The organism is Streptomyces purpureus (assembly GCF_014648195.1).
Classification (GTDB): Bacteria; Actinomycetota; Actinomycetes; order Streptomycetales; family Streptomycetaceae; genus Streptomyces; species Streptomyces purpureus.
The window spans coordinates 90,117-109,755 of record NZ_BMQQ01000019.1 but is presented as its reverse complement, the minus strand read 5'-3'; the positions used below and the strand labels follow the sequence as shown (position 1 = coordinate 109,755).

17 protein-coding genes and 1 pseudogene are annotated in these 19,639 nt (G+C 69.4%); 11 read left to right on the top strand and 7 right to left on the bottom strand.

Annotated elements, in window-relative coordinates:
• Positions 1–149 precede the first annotated feature (149 nt).
• Positions 150–872 (bottom strand): GntR family transcriptional regulator, encoded by a 723-nt coding sequence (locus tag IEZ01_RS23090; protein WP_019884729.1) that lies wholly within the window; start codon positions 870–872, stop codon positions 150–152.
• 161 nt (positions 873–1,033) lie between these two features.
• Here IEZ01_RS23090 and IEZ01_RS23085 point away from each other — a divergent pair, with 161 nt between their 5' ends.
• Genes IEZ01_RS23085 through IEZ01_RS23065 form a run of 5 tightly spaced genes read left to right on the top strand, consistent with a single transcriptional unit; the run spans position 1,034 to position 5,408 of the window.
• Positions 1,034–2,314, top strand: coding sequence for an MFS transporter (locus tag IEZ01_RS23085; protein WP_019884730.1), 1,281 nt, complete (start codon positions 1,034–1,036; stop codon positions 2,312–2,314).
• Positions 2,311–3,111, top strand: coding sequence for a putative hydro-lyase (locus IEZ01_RS23080; RefSeq protein ID WP_019884731.1), 801 nt, complete (start codon positions 2,311–2,313; stop codon positions 3,109–3,111). Before IEZ01_RS23085 ends, IEZ01_RS23080 begins: the two co-directional genes overlap by 4 nt.
• 19 nt (positions 3,112–3,130) lie before the next feature.
• The gene (locus IEZ01_RS23075) at positions 3,131–3,895 is read left to right on the top strand and encodes a LamB/YcsF family protein (RefSeq protein ID WP_019884732.1); all 765 of its coding nucleotides are present in this window, start codon (positions 3,131–3,133) and stop codon (positions 3,893–3,895) included.
• An 8-nt stretch (positions 3,896–3,903) separates the two neighbouring features.
• A complete protein-coding gene (locus IEZ01_RS23070; protein ID WP_019884733.1) occupies positions 3,904–4,530 on the top strand; it encodes a 5-oxoprolinase subunit B family protein in 627 nt (208 codons plus the stop codon).
• Positions 4,527–5,408 (top strand): 5-oxoprolinase subunit C family protein, encoded by an 882-nt coding sequence (locus tag IEZ01_RS23065; protein WP_019884735.1) that lies wholly within the window; start codon positions 4,527–4,529, stop codon positions 5,406–5,408. Before IEZ01_RS23070 ends, IEZ01_RS23065 begins: the two co-directional genes overlap by 4 nt.
• 327 nt (positions 5,409–5,735) lie before the next feature.
• Here IEZ01_RS23065 and IEZ01_RS35140 read toward each other — a convergent pair whose 3' ends face one another.
• The 3 genes and pseudogenes from IEZ01_RS35140 to IEZ01_RS23055 form a co-directional block, all read right to left on the bottom strand.
• On the bottom strand, positions 5,736–6,044 hold the full coding sequence (locus IEZ01_RS35140; protein WP_028797299.1) for a PAS domain-containing protein: 309 nt from the start codon (positions 6,042–6,044) through the stop codon (positions 5,736–5,738).
• A pseudogene (locus IEZ01_RS35135) lies at positions 6,004–6,399 on the bottom strand (PAS domain S-box protein); the annotation flags it as partial. The pseudogene IEZ01_RS35135 and the gene IEZ01_RS35140, both read right to left, overlap by 41 nt.
• Before the next feature lie 165 nt (positions 6,400–6,564).
• Entirely contained in the window at positions 6,565–7,158 is a 594-nt protein-coding gene (locus tag IEZ01_RS23055; RefSeq protein WP_028797300.1) for a TetR/AcrR family transcriptional regulator, read from the bottom strand.
• A gap of 119 nt (positions 7,159–7,277) precedes the next feature.
• Between IEZ01_RS23055 and IEZ01_RS23050 the strand changes: the two genes are divergently transcribed.
• From IEZ01_RS23050 to IEZ01_RS23035, 4 genes are all read left to right on the top strand, one after another.
• The gene (locus IEZ01_RS23050; RefSeq protein WP_028797301.1) at positions 7,278–7,886 is read left to right on the top strand and encodes a flavodoxin family protein; all 609 of its coding nucleotides are present in this window, start codon (positions 7,278–7,280) and stop codon (positions 7,884–7,886) included.
• 52 nt (positions 7,887–7,938) lie between these two features.
• The gene (locus IEZ01_RS23045; protein ID WP_019884738.1) at positions 7,939–9,054 is read left to right on the top strand and encodes an NAD(P)H-dependent flavin oxidoreductase; all 1,116 of its coding nucleotides are present in this window, start codon (positions 7,939–7,941) and stop codon (positions 9,052–9,054) included.
• 392 nt (positions 9,055–9,446) lie between these two features.
• The gene (locus tag IEZ01_RS23040; RefSeq protein ID WP_040875099.1) at positions 9,447–10,355 is read left to right on the top strand and encodes an NADP-dependent oxidoreductase; all 909 of its coding nucleotides are present in this window, start codon (positions 9,447–9,449) and stop codon (positions 10,353–10,355) included.
• 370 nt (positions 10,356–10,725) lie between these two features.
• Positions 10,726–12,612, top strand: a complete 1,887-nt coding sequence (locus IEZ01_RS23035) for an AMP-dependent synthetase/ligase (protein ID WP_189203537.1) — start codon at positions 10,726–10,728, stop codon at positions 12,610–12,612.
• A 273-nt stretch (positions 12,613–12,885) separates the two neighbouring features.
• Here IEZ01_RS23035 and IEZ01_RS23030 read toward each other — a convergent pair whose 3' ends face one another.
• On the bottom strand, positions 12,886–14,337 hold the full coding sequence (locus IEZ01_RS23030; RefSeq protein WP_229833170.1) for an AAA family ATPase: 1,452 nt from the start codon (positions 14,335–14,337) through the stop codon (positions 12,886–12,888).
• A gap of 505 nt (positions 14,338–14,842) precedes the next feature.
• On the opposite strand from IEZ01_RS23030, the gene IEZ01_RS23025 reads away from it, so the two are divergent.
• Positions 14,843–15,337, top strand: a complete 495-nt coding sequence (locus tag IEZ01_RS23025) for a hypothetical protein (protein ID WP_189203533.1) — start codon at positions 14,843–14,845, stop codon at positions 15,335–15,337.
• A 68-nt stretch (positions 15,338–15,405) separates the two neighbouring features.
• Here the strand turns inward: IEZ01_RS23025 and IEZ01_RS23020 are convergent, their stop codons facing one another.
• Positions 15,406–15,900: a hypothetical protein gene (locus IEZ01_RS23020; RefSeq protein ID WP_189203531.1), complete on the bottom strand. Its 495-nt coding sequence runs from the start codon at positions 15,898–15,900 to the stop codon at positions 15,406–15,408.
• Positions 15,901–16,448: 548 nt separating this feature from the next.
• Between IEZ01_RS23020 and IEZ01_RS23015 the strand changes: the two genes are divergently transcribed.
• Complete coding sequence (locus tag IEZ01_RS23015; RefSeq protein ID WP_189203529.1) at positions 16,449–17,081, top strand: hypothetical protein; 633 nt, start codon at positions 16,449–16,451, stop codon at positions 17,079–17,081.
• A gap of 422 nt (positions 17,082–17,503) precedes the next feature.
• Here the strand turns inward: IEZ01_RS23015 and IEZ01_RS23010 are convergent, their stop codons facing one another.
• Positions 17,504–19,549 carry an AAA family ATPase gene (locus IEZ01_RS23010; RefSeq protein WP_189203527.1) on the bottom strand — a complete coding sequence of 682 codons (2,046 nt, stop codon included), beginning with the start codon at positions 19,547–19,549 and terminating at the stop codon, positions 17,504–17,506.
• Positions 19,550–19,639: the final 90 nt, after the last annotated feature.

Genomic DNA, 19,639 nt, shown 5'->3' with positions numbered 1-19,639 from the left:
CGGCGAGGGCGCGCGACGGCCGGGTGGTCAGCCTTCGGCGACGGCGCGGTCGGTTTCGGCGCCGGGCGCGGCAGCGGGGTGGTCGGGCGTCGGCGACGGGGCGCGGCAGCGGGCCGGTCAGGCGTCGGGACCTTGCGTGCGGGGGCCGGTCAGTCGTCGGCGGTGGGGTCGTCGGCGTCGTCGACCAGCCGGGCGTAGACCTCGATCAGGCGTGCCCGGGAGTCGTCGAGGTACCGGACGAGGAGCCGTTCCGCGGTGGCCCGTTCGCCGGCCCGCAGGGCGTCCAGGATCTCCCGGTTCCTTATGAGATAGGGCTCATGGAGGGCCCGGGGGTCGGCCACGACGTGGAAGGCGAGCCGGAGTTCGGCGAGGACGACGCGCATGAGCTCGTCGGTGCGGGCGCTGCCGGCGAGGGCGACCAGTTCGCGGTGGAAGTGGATGTTGGCGGTGGAGACGCCTTTCCAGTCCTGCTCGCGGGCGGCGCGTTCGCCTTCGGTGACGGCGGCGACGAGGCCGTCGAGGAGGTACGGGGGCTGCCCGAGGCCGTGGACCACGGCGCATTCGACGAGGCGGCGGGTGCGGTAGATGTCGTCGACGTCGTCGACGGCGAGGACCCGGACGAAGACGCCGCGGTTGAGTTCGTGGACCAGCAGGCGTTCGCGGGTGAGCAGGCGGAACGCCTCGCGGAGTGTGTTGCGGGACACGCCGAGGGCGCCGCCGATGCTGTCCTCGGAGAGGCGGGCGCCGGGCGGGAAGAAGCCTTCGGCGATCCGGGTGCTCAGGATGTCCGCGACCCGTTCGGCCGTGCTGGTCCGCCCAAGGAGCGGGCGGTCGTCCGCCAGCTCGCCGATCCCCGTCCCGTTGGTGCTCACCGCGCCTCTTCTCGTCCGTCGTCCGCGGCCGAGTCAATCGCAGAATTCAGAACGAGACAACATGCCTCTTGTCGGATCGTTGAACAATCCCCTACGTTGACAACACCGCACGACCCTTCGGTACGTCTCTCAGGCACGCTCCTCCCCTCTGCGAGGTGCAGATGAGTACGGTTCAGTCCCCGCAGTCCCTCCAGGGCGAACGCCCCGACGACACCGGCGCGTTCGCCTGGCTGCGCGCCCTCGGACCGCGCGGCCGGCGCGCGTTCGGCGGCGCCTTCGGCGGATACGCCCTGGATTCCTACGACTTCTTCACGCTGCCGCTGTCGATGGTGGCGATCGCCGCCTACTTCAGCCTCGACAGCGGCCAGACCGGTCTGCTCACCACGGTCACGCTGGTCGTCTCCGCCGTCGGCGGCGCGCTCGCGGGCATCCTCGCCGACCGCATCGGCCGCGTGAAGGCGCTGATGATCACGGTGATCACGTACGCGCTCTTCACGCTCCTGTGCGGCTTCGCCCCCAACTACGAGACCCTGCTGGTGTTCCGGGCCCTCCAGGGGCTCGGCTTCGGCGGCGAGTGGGCGGTCGGCGCGATCCTGGTCGCCGAGTACGCCTCCGCGAAGCACCGGGGCCGTACGCTCGGCGGCATCCAGAGCGCGTGGGCGGCCGGCTGGGCGCTGGCCGTGATCGTCTACACGCTGGTGTTCCACTTCCTCGACGCCGACACCGCCTGGCGCGTGATGTTCTGGACGGGCGCGCTGCCCGCCCTGCTGGTGGTGTACGTACGGCGCAACGTCGAGGACGCCCCGCGGGCGGCCGAGGCGCGCCGGGCGAGCGCCGAGCGCGGTTCGTTCACCGCCATCTTCCGCACGGACCTGCTGCGCACCACGTTCTTCGCGATGCTGCTCTCCACGGGTGTGCAGGGCGGCTACTACACGCTCGCCACGTGGGTGCCCACCTTCCTCAAGACCGAGCGCGGGCTGACGGTTGTGGGCACCGGCGGTTATCTGACGTTCCTGATCTCCGGCGCGTTCATCGGCTACCTCACCGGCGGTTACCTCACCGACCGGCTGGGGCGGAAGAAGAACATCGCGCTGTTCGCGGTCCTGTCGGCGCTGTGCATCCTCGCCTACACCAACATCCCGGCCGGCGCGAACAGCCTGCTGCTCGTCCTCGGCTTCCCCCTCGGCTTCTGCATGTCCGCCATCTTCAGCGGCTTCGGTTCCTTCCTCGCCGAGCTGTACCCGACCGCGGTCCGCGGCACCGGCCAGGGGTTCACGTACAACACCGGCCGCGCCGTGGGCGCCCTCTTCCCGACCCTGGTGGGCTTCCTCGCGGACAGCTGGGGCGTGGGCGGCGCGCTGGTGTTCGGGGCCATCGGCTATGGCATCGCCGTCGTCGCGCTCCTCGGGCTGCCCGAGACGCGCGGCAAGGAGCTCGTATGACCACCGGGGCGCGGACGGAGACGGTTCCGCGGACCGGGCGGGAGGCACGCGCGCGTGCCCGGGCGGGAGCGACCGGGCCGACGGCCGGCTGGGCGCCGGGCCACGCCCAGGCCAATCTGATCGCGGTGCCCGCGGAGTGGGCGTACGACGTGCTGCTGTTCTGCACGCGCAACCCGCGGCCCTGCCCGGTGCTCGACGTCACCGACGCCAGGGCCTGGACCACGGTCCTCGCGCCGGGCGCCGATCTGCGGACCGACCTGCCGCGCTACCGCGTCTGGGAGGACGGCCTGCTGGTCGACGAGCCCACGGACGTGACCGCGCACTGGCGGCGCGATCTGGTGGCCTTCCTGATCGGGTGCAGTTTCACCTTCGAGGCGTCGCTCGCCGCGGCCGGGGTGCCGCTGCGCCATGTCGAACAGGGCCGCAACGTCCCGATGTACGTCACCGACCGGCGCTGCCGGCCGGCCGGGCGGCTGCACGGCCCGATGGTCGTCTCCATGCGGCCGGTGCCCGGGCCGCTCGTGGAGACGGCCCGGCGGGTCAGCGCGCTGATGCCCGCCGTCCACGGCGCGCCCGTGCACGCGGGTGATCCGGCGGCGCTGGGCATCGGCAACCTCGGCCGTCCCGACTTCGGGGACGCCGTGGCCGCCGAGCCGGGTGACGTACCGGTGTTCTGGGCCTGCGGGGTCACCCCGCAGGCGGCGGTGGTGGCGTCCCGGCCGCCGTTCGCGCTCACCCACGCGCCGGGCCGGATGCTGATCACCGACGTCCGCGACGCGCAGTACCGCGTCGCCTGACCAGGGCGGAGTTCCCACCATGACCTGGACCTCGATCGACCTCAACGCCGACCTCGGAGAGGGTTTCGGGCGCTGGCGGCTCACCGACGACGAAGAACTGCTGTCGGTGGTCACCAGCGCGAACGTCGCCTGTGGTTTCCACGCAGGTGACGCCGCGACCATGCGACGGGTCTGCGCGCTCGCGGCCGAGCGCGGGGTACGCATCGGGGCCCAGGTGTCCTACCGGGACCTGGCCGGGTTCGGCCGGCGTTCGATGGACGTGCCGGCGGACGAGCTCACGGCCGAGATCGCCTACCAGATCGGCGCCCTGGAGGTGTTCGCCAGGGCGGCCGGGTCGCGGGTGTCGTATGTGAAACCGCACGGTGCGCTCTACAACCGGGTCGTGCACGACGAGGAGCAGGCGCAGGCCGTCGTCGACGGCGTGCTGCTGGCCGGCGGGCGGCTGCCGGTCCTCGGGCTGCCCGGTTCGCGGCTGCACGCCATGGCGGAGAAGGCCGCGCTGCCGGTCGTCACCGAGGCGTTCGGCGACCGGGCCTACACACCGGGCGGCACCCTCGTGCCACGGGGGCAGGAGGGTGCCGTCGTCACCGACCCGGCCGCGGTCGTGGAACGGTCCGTGTCGATGGCCCGGTTCGGGGTGCTCACCACCCGCTGCGGGCAGTCGGTCGCGGTACGGGCCCGCTCGCTGTGCCTGCACGGGGACACGCCCGGGGCGGTCGGTCTGGCCCGCCGGGTCCGGGCGCAGCTGGAGGCCTCCGGGGTCCGCGTGGAGGCCTTCGTATGAGCATCCGTATGAGGACCCGTCAGGTCGGCGACCGTGCGCTGCTCGTGGAGCTGGACAGCGGCGAGGAGGCCGAGGCGTTCCACGCGGAGCTGCTGCGCCGCCGCTCCTCGGGCGCCCTGCCGGGGGTCCGGGAGATCGTGCCTGCGGCGCGGACCGTGCTCCTGGACGGGCTGGAGCGGCCCGCGAGGCTCGCCGCTGAGCTTCCGGGGTGGGATGTTCCGCCGCTCCACGCGCGCGTGGCGGCCGCGGTCGAGGTGCCGGTGCGGTACGACGGGCCCGATCTGGAGTCGGTGGCGCGGCTCTGGGGGGTGCCGGCCGAGGAGGCCGTACGGATCCACTCGACGGCCGAGTTCCGCGTCGCGTTCTGCGGTTTCGCCCCCGGATTCGGGTATCTGACCGGGCTCGGCGACGAGTACGCCGTGCCGCGCCGGGACACCCCCCGTACGTCCGTACCGGCCGGTTCGGTCGCCCTTGCCGGGCCGTACACCGGGATCTACCCCAGCTCCTCGCCCGGCGGCTGGCAGCTGATCGGGACCACCGACGTGCCCCTGTGGGACGTGGCGCGGGAACCCGCGGCCCTGCTCGCACCGGGCACCCGGGTCCGTTTCGTCCCCGTACCGGCGGAGCGGCGATGACCGACCGGGCCTTCGCCGTCGTACGGGCCGGGGCGCTGACCACCGTGCAGGACCTGGGGCGGCCGGGCCATGCCCATCTGGGCGTGCCGCACTCGGGGGCGCTGGACCCGTATGCGGCGCGTCTGGTCAACCGGCTCGTGGGCAACGCCGAGGACGCGGCCGTCCTGGAGACCACGCTCGACGGCTGCGCGGTGCGTCCCCGGTGCGCGGTCACGGTCGCCGTGGGCGGGGCGCCGTGCGCGGTACGGATCGACGGGCGCCCGGCGGCCTGGGGCGCGGCCGTACGGGTCCCGGCCGGCTCTGTGCTCGACGTCGGCCGCGCGGTGCGGGGTCTGCGGTCGTACGTGGCCTTCGGCGGGGGCGTCGCGGTCGAGCCGGTCCTGGGCAGCCGCTCCACCGACCTCCTCTCGGGACTTGGCCCCGCGCCGCTGGCCGACGGAGCCGTCCTGCCGCTCGGCCCGGCACCCGCATCACCGCCGTACGCCGGCCCCGCGCCCTGGCCGGGCCCGCCGCGCGAACTGGTGCTGCGGGTACGGCTCGGTCCGCGCGACGACTGGTTCACCCCGGCGGCGCTGCGGACCCTGACCACGCGCGCGTACCGGGTGTCCACGGCGACGAACCGGATCGGGCTGCGCACGGAAGGACCGGCCCTGGAGCGGGCGGTCCCCGGGGAGCTGCCGAGCGAGGGCATGGTCCTGGGAGCGGTCCAGGTTCCGCCGGACGGACGCCCGGTGGTGTTCCTCGCGGACCATCCGACGACCGGGGGGTACCCGGTGATCGCGGTGGTCCGCGAACACGACCTCGCCCAGGCGGCCCAGGCGGCGCCGGGGACACCGGTGCGGTTCGTGGCGGCGGGCGGGGCACCGGCGCGCGCATAGCCGCACCCGCGACACCCGCTTTAGGAGCGTGATCACAAGCTTGCTCGTCTTGCCTGATCTGGCTTGATGTTTCGCCGTTTTCACAGGTCAGTGGACTGATGAGGGAAGGCGGGGGAGTGATCTTTCGCGATCCTTCGCGAGCTTCCTTGTCCTGCTGTTCCCATCAGGTTCCCAACTGAGGCCTTGGGAACGGTCTTCGAGAGTCGGCAGGAGGTCTACGCAGCTCTGTCACCCAGTCGGGTTCCGTTGAGCACCGCAGATGCTTTGGGAGGGGTTACAGGATCGCTCCCTTGGCCCGGGGGTTGAGCAAGTGGCCGTTTCCGCAGGTCAGTCGCCTGACGACAGGCTAGCTCGTCCTTGCCCCCTTCGGAACCGGAACTGCTCCGCCTGGGCCGCCTCCTCCAACTGCCGTACGGTGGCGAAGGGCTGCGTCTCGTGGATGTGCCGTCTGAGATGGTCGTCGGCAGGCAGCCCGTCTATGACCTCCATGGCACGGTTGGCGAGGATGTAACGCAGATCGGTGTCCACGACGGCCATCGCCCGCCGCGTCTGAGCGACAAGCCGCTCGGACAGGGCGAGGTCCCTCGGCCCTTTCGAGGGCGCTGTGATCAGCGGCGATGCCGAGGGCGTACACATCGCCGCGGTCGTCCAGCAGCCGCATGTTGCGGAATTCCGCCAGCCGGGCTCTGCCGTCCTTGTGCCGTACGCGGAGGGCCCCGCCCAGCTCTGCCCGCTGCTCCATCACCTCGGCGAACAGCCGGATCACCAGGTCCAGGTCCTGCTCGTGGAGCAGCACTCGTCCCGCGTACTGGCCCAGGGACTTCTCGGCGGTGTATCCGAACAGCTCCTCGGCCTGCGGGCTCCCGAACACGATCCGCCCCTCGGTGCCAGAACCATCGCGGCAACGCTGAGGCGGTCCAGCAGCCGAGCCGGGACGGCGGCTGGGCCAGCGGCTGACCGGAGTCCCCGCGAAGGAATCGACTGGGCTCATTCCGGGCGCTCCCGCCGCCTGCCAGCAGGAAACGCGCCTTGGACGGCTTCAACCCGCGCCGTGTGGGTCTCCTGACGCTCCAGGTGTCTCCATGCTCCCCCTGCACAGCCACCCCCTCAAGTCCGCAAGGACGTCCGCGTCCGCACACGGCGCGCTGCGCGCCCCCTAGCTTCGCAGGAGCCGGGAGGTCTGCGCCCACAGCTCGTCCAGTACGGAGGGGTCGTTTGCCAGCTTCGCGAACATGACCATGCCTTCCAGCTGGGCGAGTACCGCGCGGGCGGTGGTGCGGGTCGCGGCAGGAGTGGGGATGGTGCCCTGCTCCGCGGCATCCGTCAGCGTGGCGTGAACCAGGTCGATCTGCTCGTCGAAGATCGCTGCCAGGCGGGCCTGGACGACCACGTCCTGGGTGCTCATCTCCAGCGCCAGATTGCCGAACAGGCACCCGTTGACCGCGCCGCCCTCCGTCTTCGCCGCGCGCTGGGCTGCCGCCTGGTCGAGGAAGAGCCGTTCCAGCCGGTCCTCCGCCGGCCCGTCGCCGCGCAAGGTCGCCACCCAATCCGGCCGCTGGGCCGCCCAGTGGGCGTTGATCGCCTCGATCGTCAGGGCCTGCTTCGACTCGAAGAAGTGGTAGAAGCTGCCCTTCTTCACGTCCGCGCGGGCACAGATTTCGGCGACGCCGATCGTGCCGTAACCGCGTTTCAGCATCAGGCCGCAGGCAGCGTCCAGCAGTCGTTCCCGTGCCGTGCTCGTCCGTCCCATGAGGATAAGTATACGGCCGGTCAACTATAGAGGGTGGTTTTTAGTTGACCGGTCGCCTACTGTCTCTTCCGGTGGTGGGAAACCTGCCCGCCGACTATCAGACCTGCGAGGACTTCACCATGCCCGAAAACGTCGCCGTCGCCGTCGCCTTCCACAGCGGCTACGGCCACACCGCCCGCCAGGCTCGTGCGGTCGCCGCCGGAGCCGGGTCGGTGCCCGGAGCGCAGGCCGAGCTGTGCGACGTGGCCGTTGTGAACGACCAGCTGTGGGAGACCCTGGCCTCCGCCGATGCGATTGTCTTCGGCACGCCGACCTACATGGGCAGCCAGTCCGCCGTCTTCCAGGCTTTCGCCGAGGCCAGCGCGCCGATCTGGATGGAGCAGGGCTGGGCCGGAAAGCTCGCCGCCGGCTTCACCAACTCCGCGGGCGTCAACGGCGACAAGCTGAACGTTTTGGTCTCCCTCTCGGTCTTCGCCGCGCAGCACGGCATGAACTGGGTCTCGCTGGGCCTGCCGCCCGGCGGTGAGTACTCCACGACCGGAACCCCGGAGGACCTCAACCGCCTCGGCGGCTTCCTCGGCGCGATGGCCCAGTCGCCGTCCGACATGGGCCCGGGCGACTCGCCCTCCGGGGCGGACCTTCGGACCGCTGAGCACCTCGGGCGGCGGCTGGCCGAGACCGCCCTTGAGCAGGTGGCGGGCCGCACGGCGCTCGCCCTCGTGCGGTGAACGCACTCGACCTCGGACCTCCCTCGACTTCTCGACTCCAAGGACCACTGTCATGACCGACGGAAAGCGTTCCTGGGCCCGTGGCCGGCTCGCCGAGCTACTGGACCTGGAAGTCCCCATCGTGCAAGGACCGTTCGGCGGCGGACTCTCGTCCGTGGCGCTCACCTCCGCTGTCTCCGACGGCGGCGGGCTCGGCTCGTACGGAGGACATATCCTCACCCCGGACGGAATCGGCGAGCTCGTGAGTGAGCTGCAGAAGGCCACCGCGCGACCCTTCGCGGTCAACCTCTGGGTCCCGCACCCTGACGAAGCCGCGGCACCGCCCGACCGTGACCGGACGGCCCGGTATACCGGGCTGCTGCGCCCGTGGTTCGAGGAACTCGGGCTGCCGACCGGCCAGTTGGAGGAGCCACCACCCGCCCCGGCCTTCGCGGAGCAGATCGACGCGCTGCTCGCGGCGGCGCCGCCGGTGATCAGCTTCGTGATGGGCATCCCCGAGGCCCGGGTGCTCGACGAGGCCCGGTGCCGGGGCATCCGGACCATCGGTACCGCGACCACCGTCGAGGAGGCCCTCGCGATCGAGGCGGCGGGCATCGACGCCGTCGTCGCCTCGGGCAGCGACGCAGGAGGGCACCGCGGCTCGTTCCTGCGCCCCGTGAACGAGTCCCTCGTCGGGACCTTCTCCCTCGTCCCGCAGGTCGCGCAGGCCGTGTCGATCCCCGTCGTGGCCGCCGGCGGCATCGCCGACGGCCGCGGTATTGCCGCGGCGCTGACGCTCGGCGCTGACGGAGTACAGATCGGCACCGGCTTCCTAGCCACCGAGGAGTCCGGCGCGAGCGCCATCCACCGGGCCGCACTGCACGGCCCCGACGCGCGTACGACCGTACTGACCCGAGCCTTCTCGGGACGGCTCGCGCGAGCCATCCCCAACCGCTTCACTCGTGAGGCACTGGCGTACGAGAGCGAACTGGCGCCCTACCCGCTCCAGTACACGCTCACCCGCCCGCTGCGCACGGCAGCCGCGGAACGCGGTCTGGCCGATTACGTCAACCTCTGGTCCGGCCAAGCGGCGGCGCTCACCCGGCCGCGTGGTGCCCGCGCCTACCTCGACGAGCTCGTCGTCGGCACAGAGGCGGCAATGCGCCGCCCGGCGCCCGGGCACGTCTGAAACTTGCTGTAAAGGCTGTGGCGGACAGGTCCTTGATACCGCTCTGCGCCCACCGAATCAGCCTGATGGAGAGCGGTCGGGGCGGTGCGGGCTCGAGAACGGGCTCAGGTCTAAAGGGAATCTCTGAGCCGTTCAAGTGACCGGACCGCCGACCGTCTCTTCCGCCGCTGCTGGAGCCTTTGTGAACTCCCCCTACTGGCGTGAGCTTGTCACGACCCAACTGCCCAGCAAGCCTGCCTCTTTCAGTACCACCCTCCATGCCGGAGGCCGACACTTGCAGGGTAATGGTCGGCAGACCCTTTCTGGTCCACGTTGAGCGCAGTGCGCCCCCGCACACAACCGTCGCCGATCACGGCCGAGCGGCTCATTCCGACTTCATAGGAGTATGTGTCATGCGTGCAGTGGTCTTCTCTCGTTACGGCGATGAAGGCGTCCTGGAACTGACCGAGCAACCAGTACCGGCCCCCGCGGCCGGAGAGGTCCTGGTGAGGGTTCGGGCAGCCGGGGTCAACCCCGTCGACTGGAAGTTCCGTGAAGGTGCGGTCGGCACGGACCGCCAATTCCCGCTGGCGCTGGGCTGGGATGTGGCAGGGGAGGTCGTCGCAACGGCGACGGCGGACGGTCCAGCTGTCGGAGACGAGGTGTACGGCATGCTGCCCCTGCCGCACGGCGGCGCCTACCAGGAGTTCGCCGTCCTGCCTGCATCGGCGGTGGCGCCCAAGCCCGCCGGCCTGTCGTTCGCCCAGGCCGCGGCCGTACCGCTGGCGGCCCTGACCGCCTGGCAGTCTCTCGATGCCGCACACGTGGCCTCAGGGCAGCGGGTTTTGGTGCACGCCGGCGCGGGCGGGGTCGGCCACTTCGCCGTACAGTTCGCCAAAGCCCGCGGGGCGCATGTCTCGGCCACCGCCTCACCGCGCAATCTCGACTTCCTACGCCGGCTCGGTGTCGATGAGCCTGTGGACCGCACCTCGGACGGCCTGCACACCATCCAACCGGTCCACGCTGTCATCGACACCGTCGGCGGCCGGACCCAGCGGGAGTCGTGGCCTCTGCTGCGACCGGGCGGGACCCTCATCACCCTGCCGGAACCCATAGACGAGACGCACCGCGTGCCGGGGATCAACGGGCAGCGCGTGATCGTCACCCCGGACGGTGAGGCGCTGCACCGCATCAGCACGCTCATCGACACCGGGGTCATCCATGTCGAAGTCCAGGACGTCCTGCCCCTGCACAAGGCGGCCGAAGCACACCGGACCAGCAAGACCGGCCAGGTCCGCGGAAAACTCGTGCTCACCCTGTGACGGAAATTTCCCTCACGAGTTGAACGGTGGCCGCCGACGCACCGGGACCGGATCCTCAACGCGTACGAGACGGTGGCCGGGGGGGTGTATCGCGTGAAGCCCAGTCTGTCGATGCCGGACAGGTGTCCCCGGCCTCTGTCATCGCCCTGAACTCAGCTACCACGCCAGTGGATCACTCGCATGTCGCCGAGGCGCCGGAGTCCCGGCGGGGAGGCTCCTTGTGCGTGCGCCCAAGGTTCGACATTGCGGCTTGTGCCGGGCCTTCCTCCCTTACGCGTCGGCAGGCTCACCCCCTACTCTGACCACTGCTTGCGAGTTACCTGTCAGTTAACAAGTCGTTTGATGGGCGCACCCGGGCCCGGAGGTCAATGTGAGTTCCGCGCAGTCCCCTCTTGAAAATCGCCCGGCTTCCGTGGCGCACCTCTTTCTCTCAAGGGTCGAGGCCACACCCGACCGAGAGGCATACCGCTATCCCGTGCCGGCCGCCGACGGCGCTCACGGCACCGAGCCGTGGCGCTCGCTGACCTGGGCGCAGACCGCTGAGCGTGTCAAGGCGATCGCGGCCGGCCTGCTTGCCCTCGGGGTGCGGCCCGAGGAGCGGGTGGCGATCTCCTCCTCCACGCGGGTGGAGTGGATCCTGGCCGACCTGGGCGTCATGTGCGCGGGCGCGGCCGCCACCGCCGTCTACCCCAGTACCAATGCCGATGAGACGGTGTACATCCTCTCCGACTCCGGCAGCCGGGCGATCTTCGTCGAGAACGCCACCCAGCTGGCCAAGGTGGTCGCCCATGTCGAGCGCCTGCCCGAACTCGGGCACGCGATCCTCTTCGACCCTCAGGCGGAGCTCCCTCAGGTGGAGGGGCTGGAGGTGCTGTCCCTCGGCGAACTGGAGAAGCGGGGTCTGGTGTACCTCGAAGAACACCCGGACGCGATCGAGGAGACGGTCCGGGCAATCGAGCCGGAGCAACTCGCGACCCTGATCTACACCTCCGGCACCACCGGCCGACCCAAGGGCGTGCGCCTGGTGCACGACTGCTGGTCGTACCAGGCCGTGGCACAGGAGGCCGGCGGGCTGCTGCGCTCCGAGGATGTGCAGTTCCTGTGGCTGCCGCTGTCCCATGTCTTCGGCAAGGCTCTGATCTCCGGTCAGATCAGGACCGGCCACGTGATGGCGGTGGACGGTCGGGTGGACCGCATCATCACCAACCTGCCCGCCGTGCGCCCCACTTTGATGGCGTCCGCGCCGCGGATCTTCGAGAAGGTCTACAACGGCATCGCGGGAAAGGCGAGAGCCGAGGGTGGTGCCAAGTACAAGATCTTCCTCTGGGCGGCGAAGGTCGCCCGCGACTACGCCAGGGCCGGGCAGGAGAGCATGGCGGCGACCGGAAGGCGCAGCGTGCCACTGTCGCTGGTCGTGCAGCACGCCATCGCTGACAGGCTGGTGTACGGCAAGATCCGCGCGGCCTTCGGAGGCAATCTGCGCGCCAGCGTCTCCGGCAGTGCCGCACTCGCCCCCGATATCGGCTACTTCTTCTCCGGCGCCGGCGTGCACGTGCTCGAGGGCTACGGTCTGACCGAGACCAGCGCGGGCTGCATCGTCAACCCCGCCGACGACTACCGGGTCGGCACGGTCGGCAAACCGCTTCCCGGCACCGAGGTCCGCATCGCCGAGGACGGCGAGATCCTGTTGCGGGGCCCCGGCGTCATGCGCGGCTACCACAACCTCGCCGAGAAGACCGCGGAGGTGCTGGAGAGCGACGGCTGGCTGCACACCGGCGACATCGGCGAGATGGACAAGGACGGCTTCGTCCGGATCACCGACCGCAAGAAGGACGTGTTCAAGACCTCGGGCGGCAAGTACGTGGCGCCCACCGAGATCGAAGGCCGCTTCAAGGCCGTCTGTCCGTTCGTCAGCAACATCCTGGTCATCGGCAACGGCCGCAATTTCTGCAGCGCCCTGATCACCCTGGACGAGACCGTGATCATGCCGTGGGCGGCGTCTCACGACCTCGGCGGCCGCAGCTACGCCGAGGTCGTCTCCTCGCCACAGGTCCACGAGCTGATCGACGGCTTCGTCCAGCGGGTCAACGGCGACCTGCAACGGTGGCAGACGATCAAGAAGTTCTCGGTGCTGTCGCGCGACCTCGACATCGAGCACGGTGAACTCACCCCGAGCCTCAAGGTCAAGCGGCCTGTCGTGGAGCGCGAGTACGCCGAGGTCATCGAGGGGATGTACGACGGCTCCCGCGAGGCCTGATCTCCATCTGCGCGGCCGTCCGGTAGGCATCGGTGGCAATGGGTTGTGGCAGGGCCTGCTCGGCCGGGGAGTTCCTCCGGCCAGGCGACGCGGAGCAACGACGGCACCCGCAGCGCGATGCAATCCAGGGGCCTGGGTCGCCTCCCGGCGCGCTTCCTGGATGATCTGTTCGAACTCGGTGGGCAGCGAGGAGACGGCTGCCGGACGGCGGTTTCCGGCGCGCTTCCATCCGGAGGCCATGTTCCCCGTACAGGGGCGGTGACTGCGAGCGGGTCAGTCGCCGCGGTAGAGGCGAACTGGATCGATCAGCTGGATGGCGGGGTCGTTCTCGGCGAGGTGGCGCAGTTCGTCGGTGAAGCCGGTGCCGCTGTAGCACTGCAGCCGGGTGACGTCGGTGGCGGTGCCGCGCGCGGTGAGGAGAGCACGGATGTGCTGGAGACGTTCGAGGTGGCCCTTTCCCATGACGTCGTTCCATTTGGCTTCGCCGATGGCGAGTAGTGTTTCGCGGCCGCTGTCGGTCTCGCCATGGACTGCGACGTCGACTTCGTGGCTGGTCTTCGCGGCAGGATCGTTGACGGTCCCGCTGGCGATCCTTGTGACCTGCCCGCCGTGGGTTGCGGGGGACGCGTGCCAGCGGGCCCATTCGCGGCAGACCTGTTCGAAGTGCGGGCCGACGACCTTGCTGCGGAAGGTGGACTGGGCGCGGCGCCAGACGGCGGGGGCGCGTCCGGGGCGTTCCAGATCGCCCCAGGCGGGGCGCATGACCGCGTGGTAGAAGGCGATGAGAGGTTCGGCGATGCGGTAGGCGGAGCGGTTGCGGCGGAAGGCGTCGGCCTCGTGGGTGATCATGCCGACGTCCTGGAGGACGCTGAGCGGGTGGGCGAGGTCGGTGGACTTGCGGCCGAGGTAGTCGGCGATGCCGCCGCGTGCGGCGTTTCCGGCGGCGATGGCGGCCAGGACGGAGTGGTAGAGCGCGGTGTCGTGGAGTTCGGGTTCCTCTGCGAGCAGGTAGCGGGCCTCGCGGAAGAGCGGACGGGCGGGATTGAGGACGGCGCGGGTGACCCAGGCGTCGAAGTCGTGGGGCCCGGCGGGGGTATCGCCCTGGGTGAACTCGCGGCGGTAGGCGGGGGTGCCGCCGACGATGGCGTGGGTGAGCAGTGCAGTGCGCGGGTCGGTGATCTCCCAGAACTCGGCGGCGAGGCGGAAGTCCAGGGTGGGGACGACGAGTTCCAGGCCGGCACGGCCGCGCAGCGGGGCGTTGCCGGCGAGGAGTCCGCCCATGAAGGACAGGGCGGAGCCGCACAGCAGGAGCCGTACGGGGGTGTTGGTGTGCTGGGCGGCGGGGTCGAGGGCACGCTGGATGATCGAGGGGAGGGCGGGGGAGGCCTTGGCGAGGAAGGGGAACTCGTCGATGACCGCGATGGTGGGGCCGCCCCTGTCGGCGATGCGCATGAGCTCGGTGACGGCCTCGTCCCAGTGGGTGAAGCGGAACGGGGTGGGCTGGTCGCGGTGGCGGGCGAGGGCTTCGCCGAACTGGCGCAGGGCGTCGGTTTCGGTGGTCTCGGTGGCGGTGAACATGAAGCCGCCGCTTGCCCGCGCGACGGCGTCCAAGAGGAAGGTCTTGCCCTGGCGGCGGCGGCCGGAGACCACACCGAGGGTGGCACGCGGTCCGGGCAGGGCGGCGAAGCGGGTCAGCTCGGCCCACTCGAAGTCGCGGTCGAACATCTCGGCAGGTTTGTCCACGGTACACCTCTGCATGGATAGGTGCACTTATTATACCTGGACTTATTCTAGACTCTTCTTTCATGCGGGCGCGCCCGGCGTTGGCCAGGGGGCGCGCGCCGCATCGGCGGGCTGCCAGCCACGGTGTCACACCCCGCGTGCAGTACCTCACTGCCAGCCGCCAGTACCGCGCGACCCATGCCCGCCTTGGGGAACGGGCGGCGGCCCGGCCCCAGAGCGGCTTCGCGACGCGCCGTGTCGGCGGGCGGGATGGCACACACCGTGTCCATGGCCTCGTCGAGCAGGTCGGCGACGGTCCGCGGGCCGCGCGGACGCGGTACGGACGCCCCGCTGCCCACCCCCAGAAGGGATCGCCACAGTCGCAGCCGCCGAACTCGAATGCGGCACCGAAGGCCATTCCTACTCAGCCCGGGCACGTTGCCATGCATCGCGCTGCCGAGCGTAGCCAGGGCCGCATGCTCACCCGGGGGTGCGCTTGAATGACCGCATGGCTGTGGTCATGGACGAGGAGACGGTCTACGCGTTCGCCGACGACACCGAGGTCACTGAGGGACGGACCTTGCTCGCCGACGGTGCGGTGATCGAGGCGGAGAGCGAGCCCCGCGATATCTGCGGCCTGGTGCGGGACGGTTCGGGCGCCGCCTGTGGTGTCTGGGTGCGGGTCGTGGGGCGGGAGCTGACGGCGGAGTGCGACGGCTCGTGCAACCCGGCATCAGGACGCTTGTGCCGACATGCCGTCGCACTCTCCCTGCACGCCGTCGAACGGGGCATGTCCTGGCAGGCCGTGCCTGTCGACGACACTCGCCGTACCCCCGGCGAAGCCCTGGACGCACTCACCGCCGGGGGGAAGGCCGCGGTGCTGGACCGGCTGCTGGATGCTCGCCCCGAACTGTTCGCGGAAGCCGATCAGTTGGCCGTACACGTGCTGGCCCCGCCGGCCCGCGCCGAACTGACCGCCCTTCAGGAGAAGACGGCGAGCTAGGTTGAGCAGGCCCTGCGCACCCTGTGCCGGACCGTCCGCTCACGCATCGGGCACGCACGCGAGGCCGGTCAGGAGTCCAGGCTCTTGCGACGCACGCGCATGTAGGTCCCTGATGTGGTACTCCCGCCCCACCCGCCTGTCGTGGCGATGTCCCATCCTTGCTGGGCGCGCATCTGCTTGGCGAACGCGTCGAGGTCATTGATGGCGCATCCGCAGTCCAGATGGACGCGGACAGTGATGTAGCTGCCCATCGGCTTCTTCTCGCTGGGGTCCAGCGTCCAGCGGATGGCGTGCTCGTGGGCAGCGAGCCCGGTGCGCTGTTGATCGTGAAGGAGCCCGTGTGCGCGGGCGGACTCGTCGAGGTCATCGATGACGAACAGGTCGCTTCGCCAGGAGCCCGGCCATACGGCGAACAGCTGGGACTCCCCGCTGCGAGCCCGCTCGTAAGTACCGGTATCAACGCCGTGGGACACTGTTCCGTCCTTGGCTACTTCGATGTAGCAGAGCGTCTTCGCGGTGTATGGGAAGTCCCTGCCGACAGCAGCTGCGCTGCGGGGTTCCATGCTGCTCCTTCGGGCTGGCGTGTCAGGCCCACTGGCCGCCACGGACCAGGGCCTCAAGGTGATCCTGGCATGAGACGAAACTCGGCGAGGGGGCTTTGCGAACTGCTATCGCGGAGCGAGGAGGAGCGCGTGTGACAGTGGCTCATTGGCGGTGCCGCATTCCTGTGTGGCCCCGGCGATTTGTGCTACTTGATCCGCCGACCGTTCAAGCCGCCCTAGCACTGTCTTTGCCCGGCTCACGTCTTTGTGCGCCATTGTCACCGGGCTTGCGCCCGGGTAACCTGCCGCTAGCCATGCGGACCCGGGCTGAAGTGCTGGGTCTGACAGCAACCCACCTTTGACCATGCGAACGAGCATGTAGCTCAGACGACACGTCGATTGGCAGGGTTCCCCATTACTTGTGGCGGTATCGGCGCGTGCTTGTGCTGGTGCTGCTTCTGAGACGTGATGTGAGACAGGAAATGATTCATTCGTTCATCGCGCACACGAGTCCGGGGCGGAGCAGAGTATTCGCCCTTGTCAAAGGTCCTCGCGACGAGTTGGAGGCGGTGACCACACTGGGAGCGGGTGATCTCCATCTGACCGGGGAACTGGTCGATGCACTCAACTGCTTCCTGGCCGACCGGGACGAGACTGCTCTCGGAGTGGTGCTGGATCGAGTCCCGAAGCCTGTGCGCATGGCCGCGCAGCAATATCTCAAGGACAAGTGCGCACCGATGCTTGGAGTCTTCACCGGGTTCGGGCCGATCGATGTGGTTCGCCCTGCCGTCTACTTCAGCGATATCGATGATGAACTCGAGGAGTACCTTGAGGGCGCGTACATGATCGGGCTCGGCATTCGCATGTCGAACGCGCGCGGCAGCGATGGAGACGTCGACTGGGTTATGCAATTGCTCAGCGACGAGGTCTCCGTGCCAGCCAGCGCCGAGCCTCGCACGTGGGCGCTTCCCGCAGAAGCGAAGCTCCTGCAAACCTGGACGAGTAAGCGGCTGACTGGCGGCATCGGCCCCGTTCGTAGCGCGCTCAATGTGGCGGAGGATGCGAGCGCCGAGGGGCGTTGGGTAAGGATCCATACGTTGCTTCACAGCGACCGTGATGTCGACTTCGAGGGCAACGGATCCTCGGAGTTCGTCGTCGACGTCTTCGATGCGCCCATCCCACTGCAACACTTGGATGAGTAGGCCGGCCGTGCTGCCGCACCCTACGGCCGCTGCCGTTGGGTGCGGTAGTACGGCTGGCACAGTCGCTGGAAGCCGCCGCGGTTCAGCGAGCAGGTCCTGCGGGCTGCCGCCGGGCGACTGCGCATAGGCCCTGACAGCGAGAACTCCCCCTGCGCTCAGCGGGGAATTTCGGCCAGACGCGTGATCGGCGGCAGCGACCAGGTGTCTGCTGGTGCTGCGCCAGGACACTGCTCATGGTGCCCGCGGTTGCCCCCATCAAGATCAGGAGTCGGTGAGGACAGTGCCGCAGCCCATGGGCGCTCCGGGTTGGGGCGCAAACCCTGGCCTGCCCTGTGGTTCGCGCACGGCGACGCTGATTCACCCGGCTGGGGCGCCTCGGTGCGCCGTGGGCAAGCACCGCTGAAGGTCTCCTGAGGGCTTGGTCACGTGTCAGTTCGGACGAAGCGGCAGAAGGAAGCCTCGAAGTTCAGCGAGACGGATTCCTTGCACTGCTTACCTCCGACCTTCAAAGCTCGCACAGTGGCTGAGTCGGCGTCGGGCAGGCTGGTCCAGTAGACCCCGTCGCGGTGTAGTTCAACGATGGTGTCGGCACTGCGTGCGATAGACGTCGGGACGTGGTGCAGTTCGAGCGGCTTGTCAGGCCCTTCGCTCAACGCTCGAGCTGTGATCAGAACCGCGAGGTTGTGTTCCTCCGCAATGCGGCGTGCCACGTCCATGCTCAATGCCAGGCCCTCCTCGTCCAGCTCGCTGTAGCTTTGGATCGTGTCGACCACCCACAGGGCAAGGCGACCACGCTGCGGTGGGATGACCGTAGTTGCGGCTTCCCGGAAGACCTGTTCAAGCGGGAGCCCGATGGTCGGGGTGTGCCAGCCTGGCACCCTGACTGAGGACTCTGATGCGCGGCGACGCACGGAGTCGAAGTCCACCGTGTCGGCGGGGTATCGCAGATCTGCTCCGCATGTGGCGCTGACGAGCTTCCGCTCGATCGCGTCCGAGTTGATCTCGCAGGTGCTGAAGACGGTGAATCGTTCTGCTGTGGCATTGTGCAGCGCGATGTTCAGCGCCATCGTCGAGCGGCCGGCAGTCGGCACGGACACGATCGCGGTGACCGTCCCAGGCTCAAGCTTCAGGAGGTCGTTGACGTCCGGCCACGGAGTGGCACCAGGAATCTTGCCGAGGTCGATCCAGGTGCCTTCCTCATCGATGCCAGGCACCGGGTGCGGTACTTCCTCGAAGCCCTCGTCCTCTGTGCCCTCGGCGGCGTTTTCAGCGGGCCAGGCGTGCAAGGGGACCTGCGCGTCGCGAGATGCCACCTGCATCATGGCTGGCTGCCACATCACCTTGCTGAAGAACGTCTCCCCGATGGCCGAGAGAGGGAGATTCCATGGTCGACCGAAGGGCTTGACGTCCCAGCCGTTGGCGCGGGCCCTGTCGGCGCTGGCGCTGATGCGCCCGATGGTGCTGTTGGCGGCTTGCCGCTTGTTCACTCCGCCACGCTGGTAGTAGGCGGCGGAGTCCTTGGCCGCCCGGTAGATGAAGTTGAAGACCTGGCCGAGGCTGAAGGTGCTCAGGGCATCCTGGAGGGCGGTGCGGGTCCCCTCGCCCTGGTTCATCTCAAGGTGGTGCTCGCCGAGCTTCATCGCGAGGTAGTCCTGTGCGTCCGCCAGCACCAGCTCGTCCCATAGGTTGCGCCACTGACCCGCCCAGGAGCTCGGCCACGGGCCTTCCCGGAAGGTGTGGTTCAGAGCCTGGAGGAGGCGGGGGTGCCGATCAGTGAGCTCGTTGGCCTGGCCCATGAGGTAGTAGCTGACGCGGCCGAGGTAGAAGGAATCGCTTAGTTCCCCTTCGTCGTCCAGGGCGAAGGCATCGAGGTGCGAGTCCGGGTGCACCTTGAGCCGGCGCGGCACAGCCTTCAGAAGCCCACGTTCGAAGTTGTACCGAAGCTGCTCGGGAGCCCAACGGCACTCCTTCGGCCAGATGTCGGTGGGAGACGTCAGCCCGGCGTCTTCGACTGCCGGGTCGCTGAAGAGGGCATGCAGCGCGATGGCCTCGAAAAGGGTGAGGTCGGTGGGCTCCAAGTCGGGGCCGTTCAAGATGGGGTACTGCTCGTAGATCTCGGAGCGGCGCCGCGCCTTCTGTTCCATGACCCGCGCGGCGCGCTCTTCCACTTCGCGTTCGTGGCAGCTCGGGCACTTCCAGCTCGGGAAACGGAGGGCTTGGGTGAGGTCGGTGCGGCTGGACACGGGGTAGGGGTCCTCGCAGGACTCGCACAACAAGTCGGCCAGGTAGGCCGTGCCGGCCTGCTGGGCGATGCGGGTCATCTGCTGCGGCTTCAGCCCATACTCCGCGCGGATGGCGGTGACGGTCTGGGCCCACGTCTCACCGTCTTCGTTGAGTCGCCAATACGCCTCGAAGGCCGCTGCCTCAACGGCATCGTCCGTGAGCACTTCGAGTTCGAGCTGGGCCACGTCCCCCCTGGGTGTTGTCGGCAGGCGTCAAGTATTTCGGATCTGCCCACAACTGAGGGGGCTTTAGCCGCGGACTGCACTGACCTGCAC

Coding starts and splice junctions, on each gene's coding strand:
- IEZ01_RS23085 (WP_019884730.1), top strand. CDS start 1,034: ATGAGTACGGTTCAGTCCCCGCAGTCCCTCCAGGGCGAACGCCCCGAC.
- IEZ01_RS23080 (WP_019884731.1), top strand. CDS start 2,311: ATGACCACCGGGGCGCGGACGGAGACGGTTCCGCGGACCGGGCGGGAG.
- IEZ01_RS23075 (WP_019884732.1), top strand. CDS start 3,131: ATGACCTGGACCTCGATCGACCTCAACGCCGACCTCGGAGAGGGTTTC.
- IEZ01_RS23070 (WP_019884733.1), top strand. CDS start 3,904: ATGAGGACCCGTCAGGTCGGCGACCGTGCGCTGCTCGTGGAGCTGGAC.
- IEZ01_RS23065 (WP_019884735.1), top strand. CDS start 4,527: ATGACCGACCGGGCCTTCGCCGTCGTACGGGCCGGGGCGCTGACCACC.
- IEZ01_RS35140 (WP_028797299.1), bottom strand. CDS start 6,044: ATGTGTACGCCCTCGGCATCGCCGCTGATCACAGCGCCCTCGAAAGGG.
- IEZ01_RS23055 (WP_028797300.1), bottom strand. CDS start 7,158: ATGGGACGGACGAGCACGGCACGGGAACGACTGCTGGACGCTGCCTGC.
- IEZ01_RS23050 (WP_028797301.1), top strand. CDS start 7,278: ATGCCCGAAAACGTCGCCGTCGCCGTCGCCTTCCACAGCGGCTACGGC.
- IEZ01_RS23045 (WP_019884738.1), top strand. CDS start 7,939: ATGACCGACGGAAAGCGTTCCTGGGCCCGTGGCCGGCTCGCCGAGCTA.
- IEZ01_RS23040 (WP_040875099.1), top strand. CDS start 9,447: ATGCGTGCAGTGGTCTTCTCTCGTTACGGCGATGAAGGCGTCCTGGAA.
- IEZ01_RS23030 (WP_229833170.1), bottom strand. CDS start 14,337: ATGTTCGACCGCGACTTCGAGTGGGCCGAGCTGACCCGCTTCGCCGCC.
- IEZ01_RS23025 (WP_189203533.1), top strand. CDS start 14,843: ATGGCTGTGGTCATGGACGAGGAGACGGTCTACGCGTTCGCCGACGAC.
- IEZ01_RS23020 (WP_189203531.1), bottom strand. CDS start 15,900: ATGGAACCCCGCAGCGCAGCTGCTGTCGGCAGGGACTTCCCATACACC.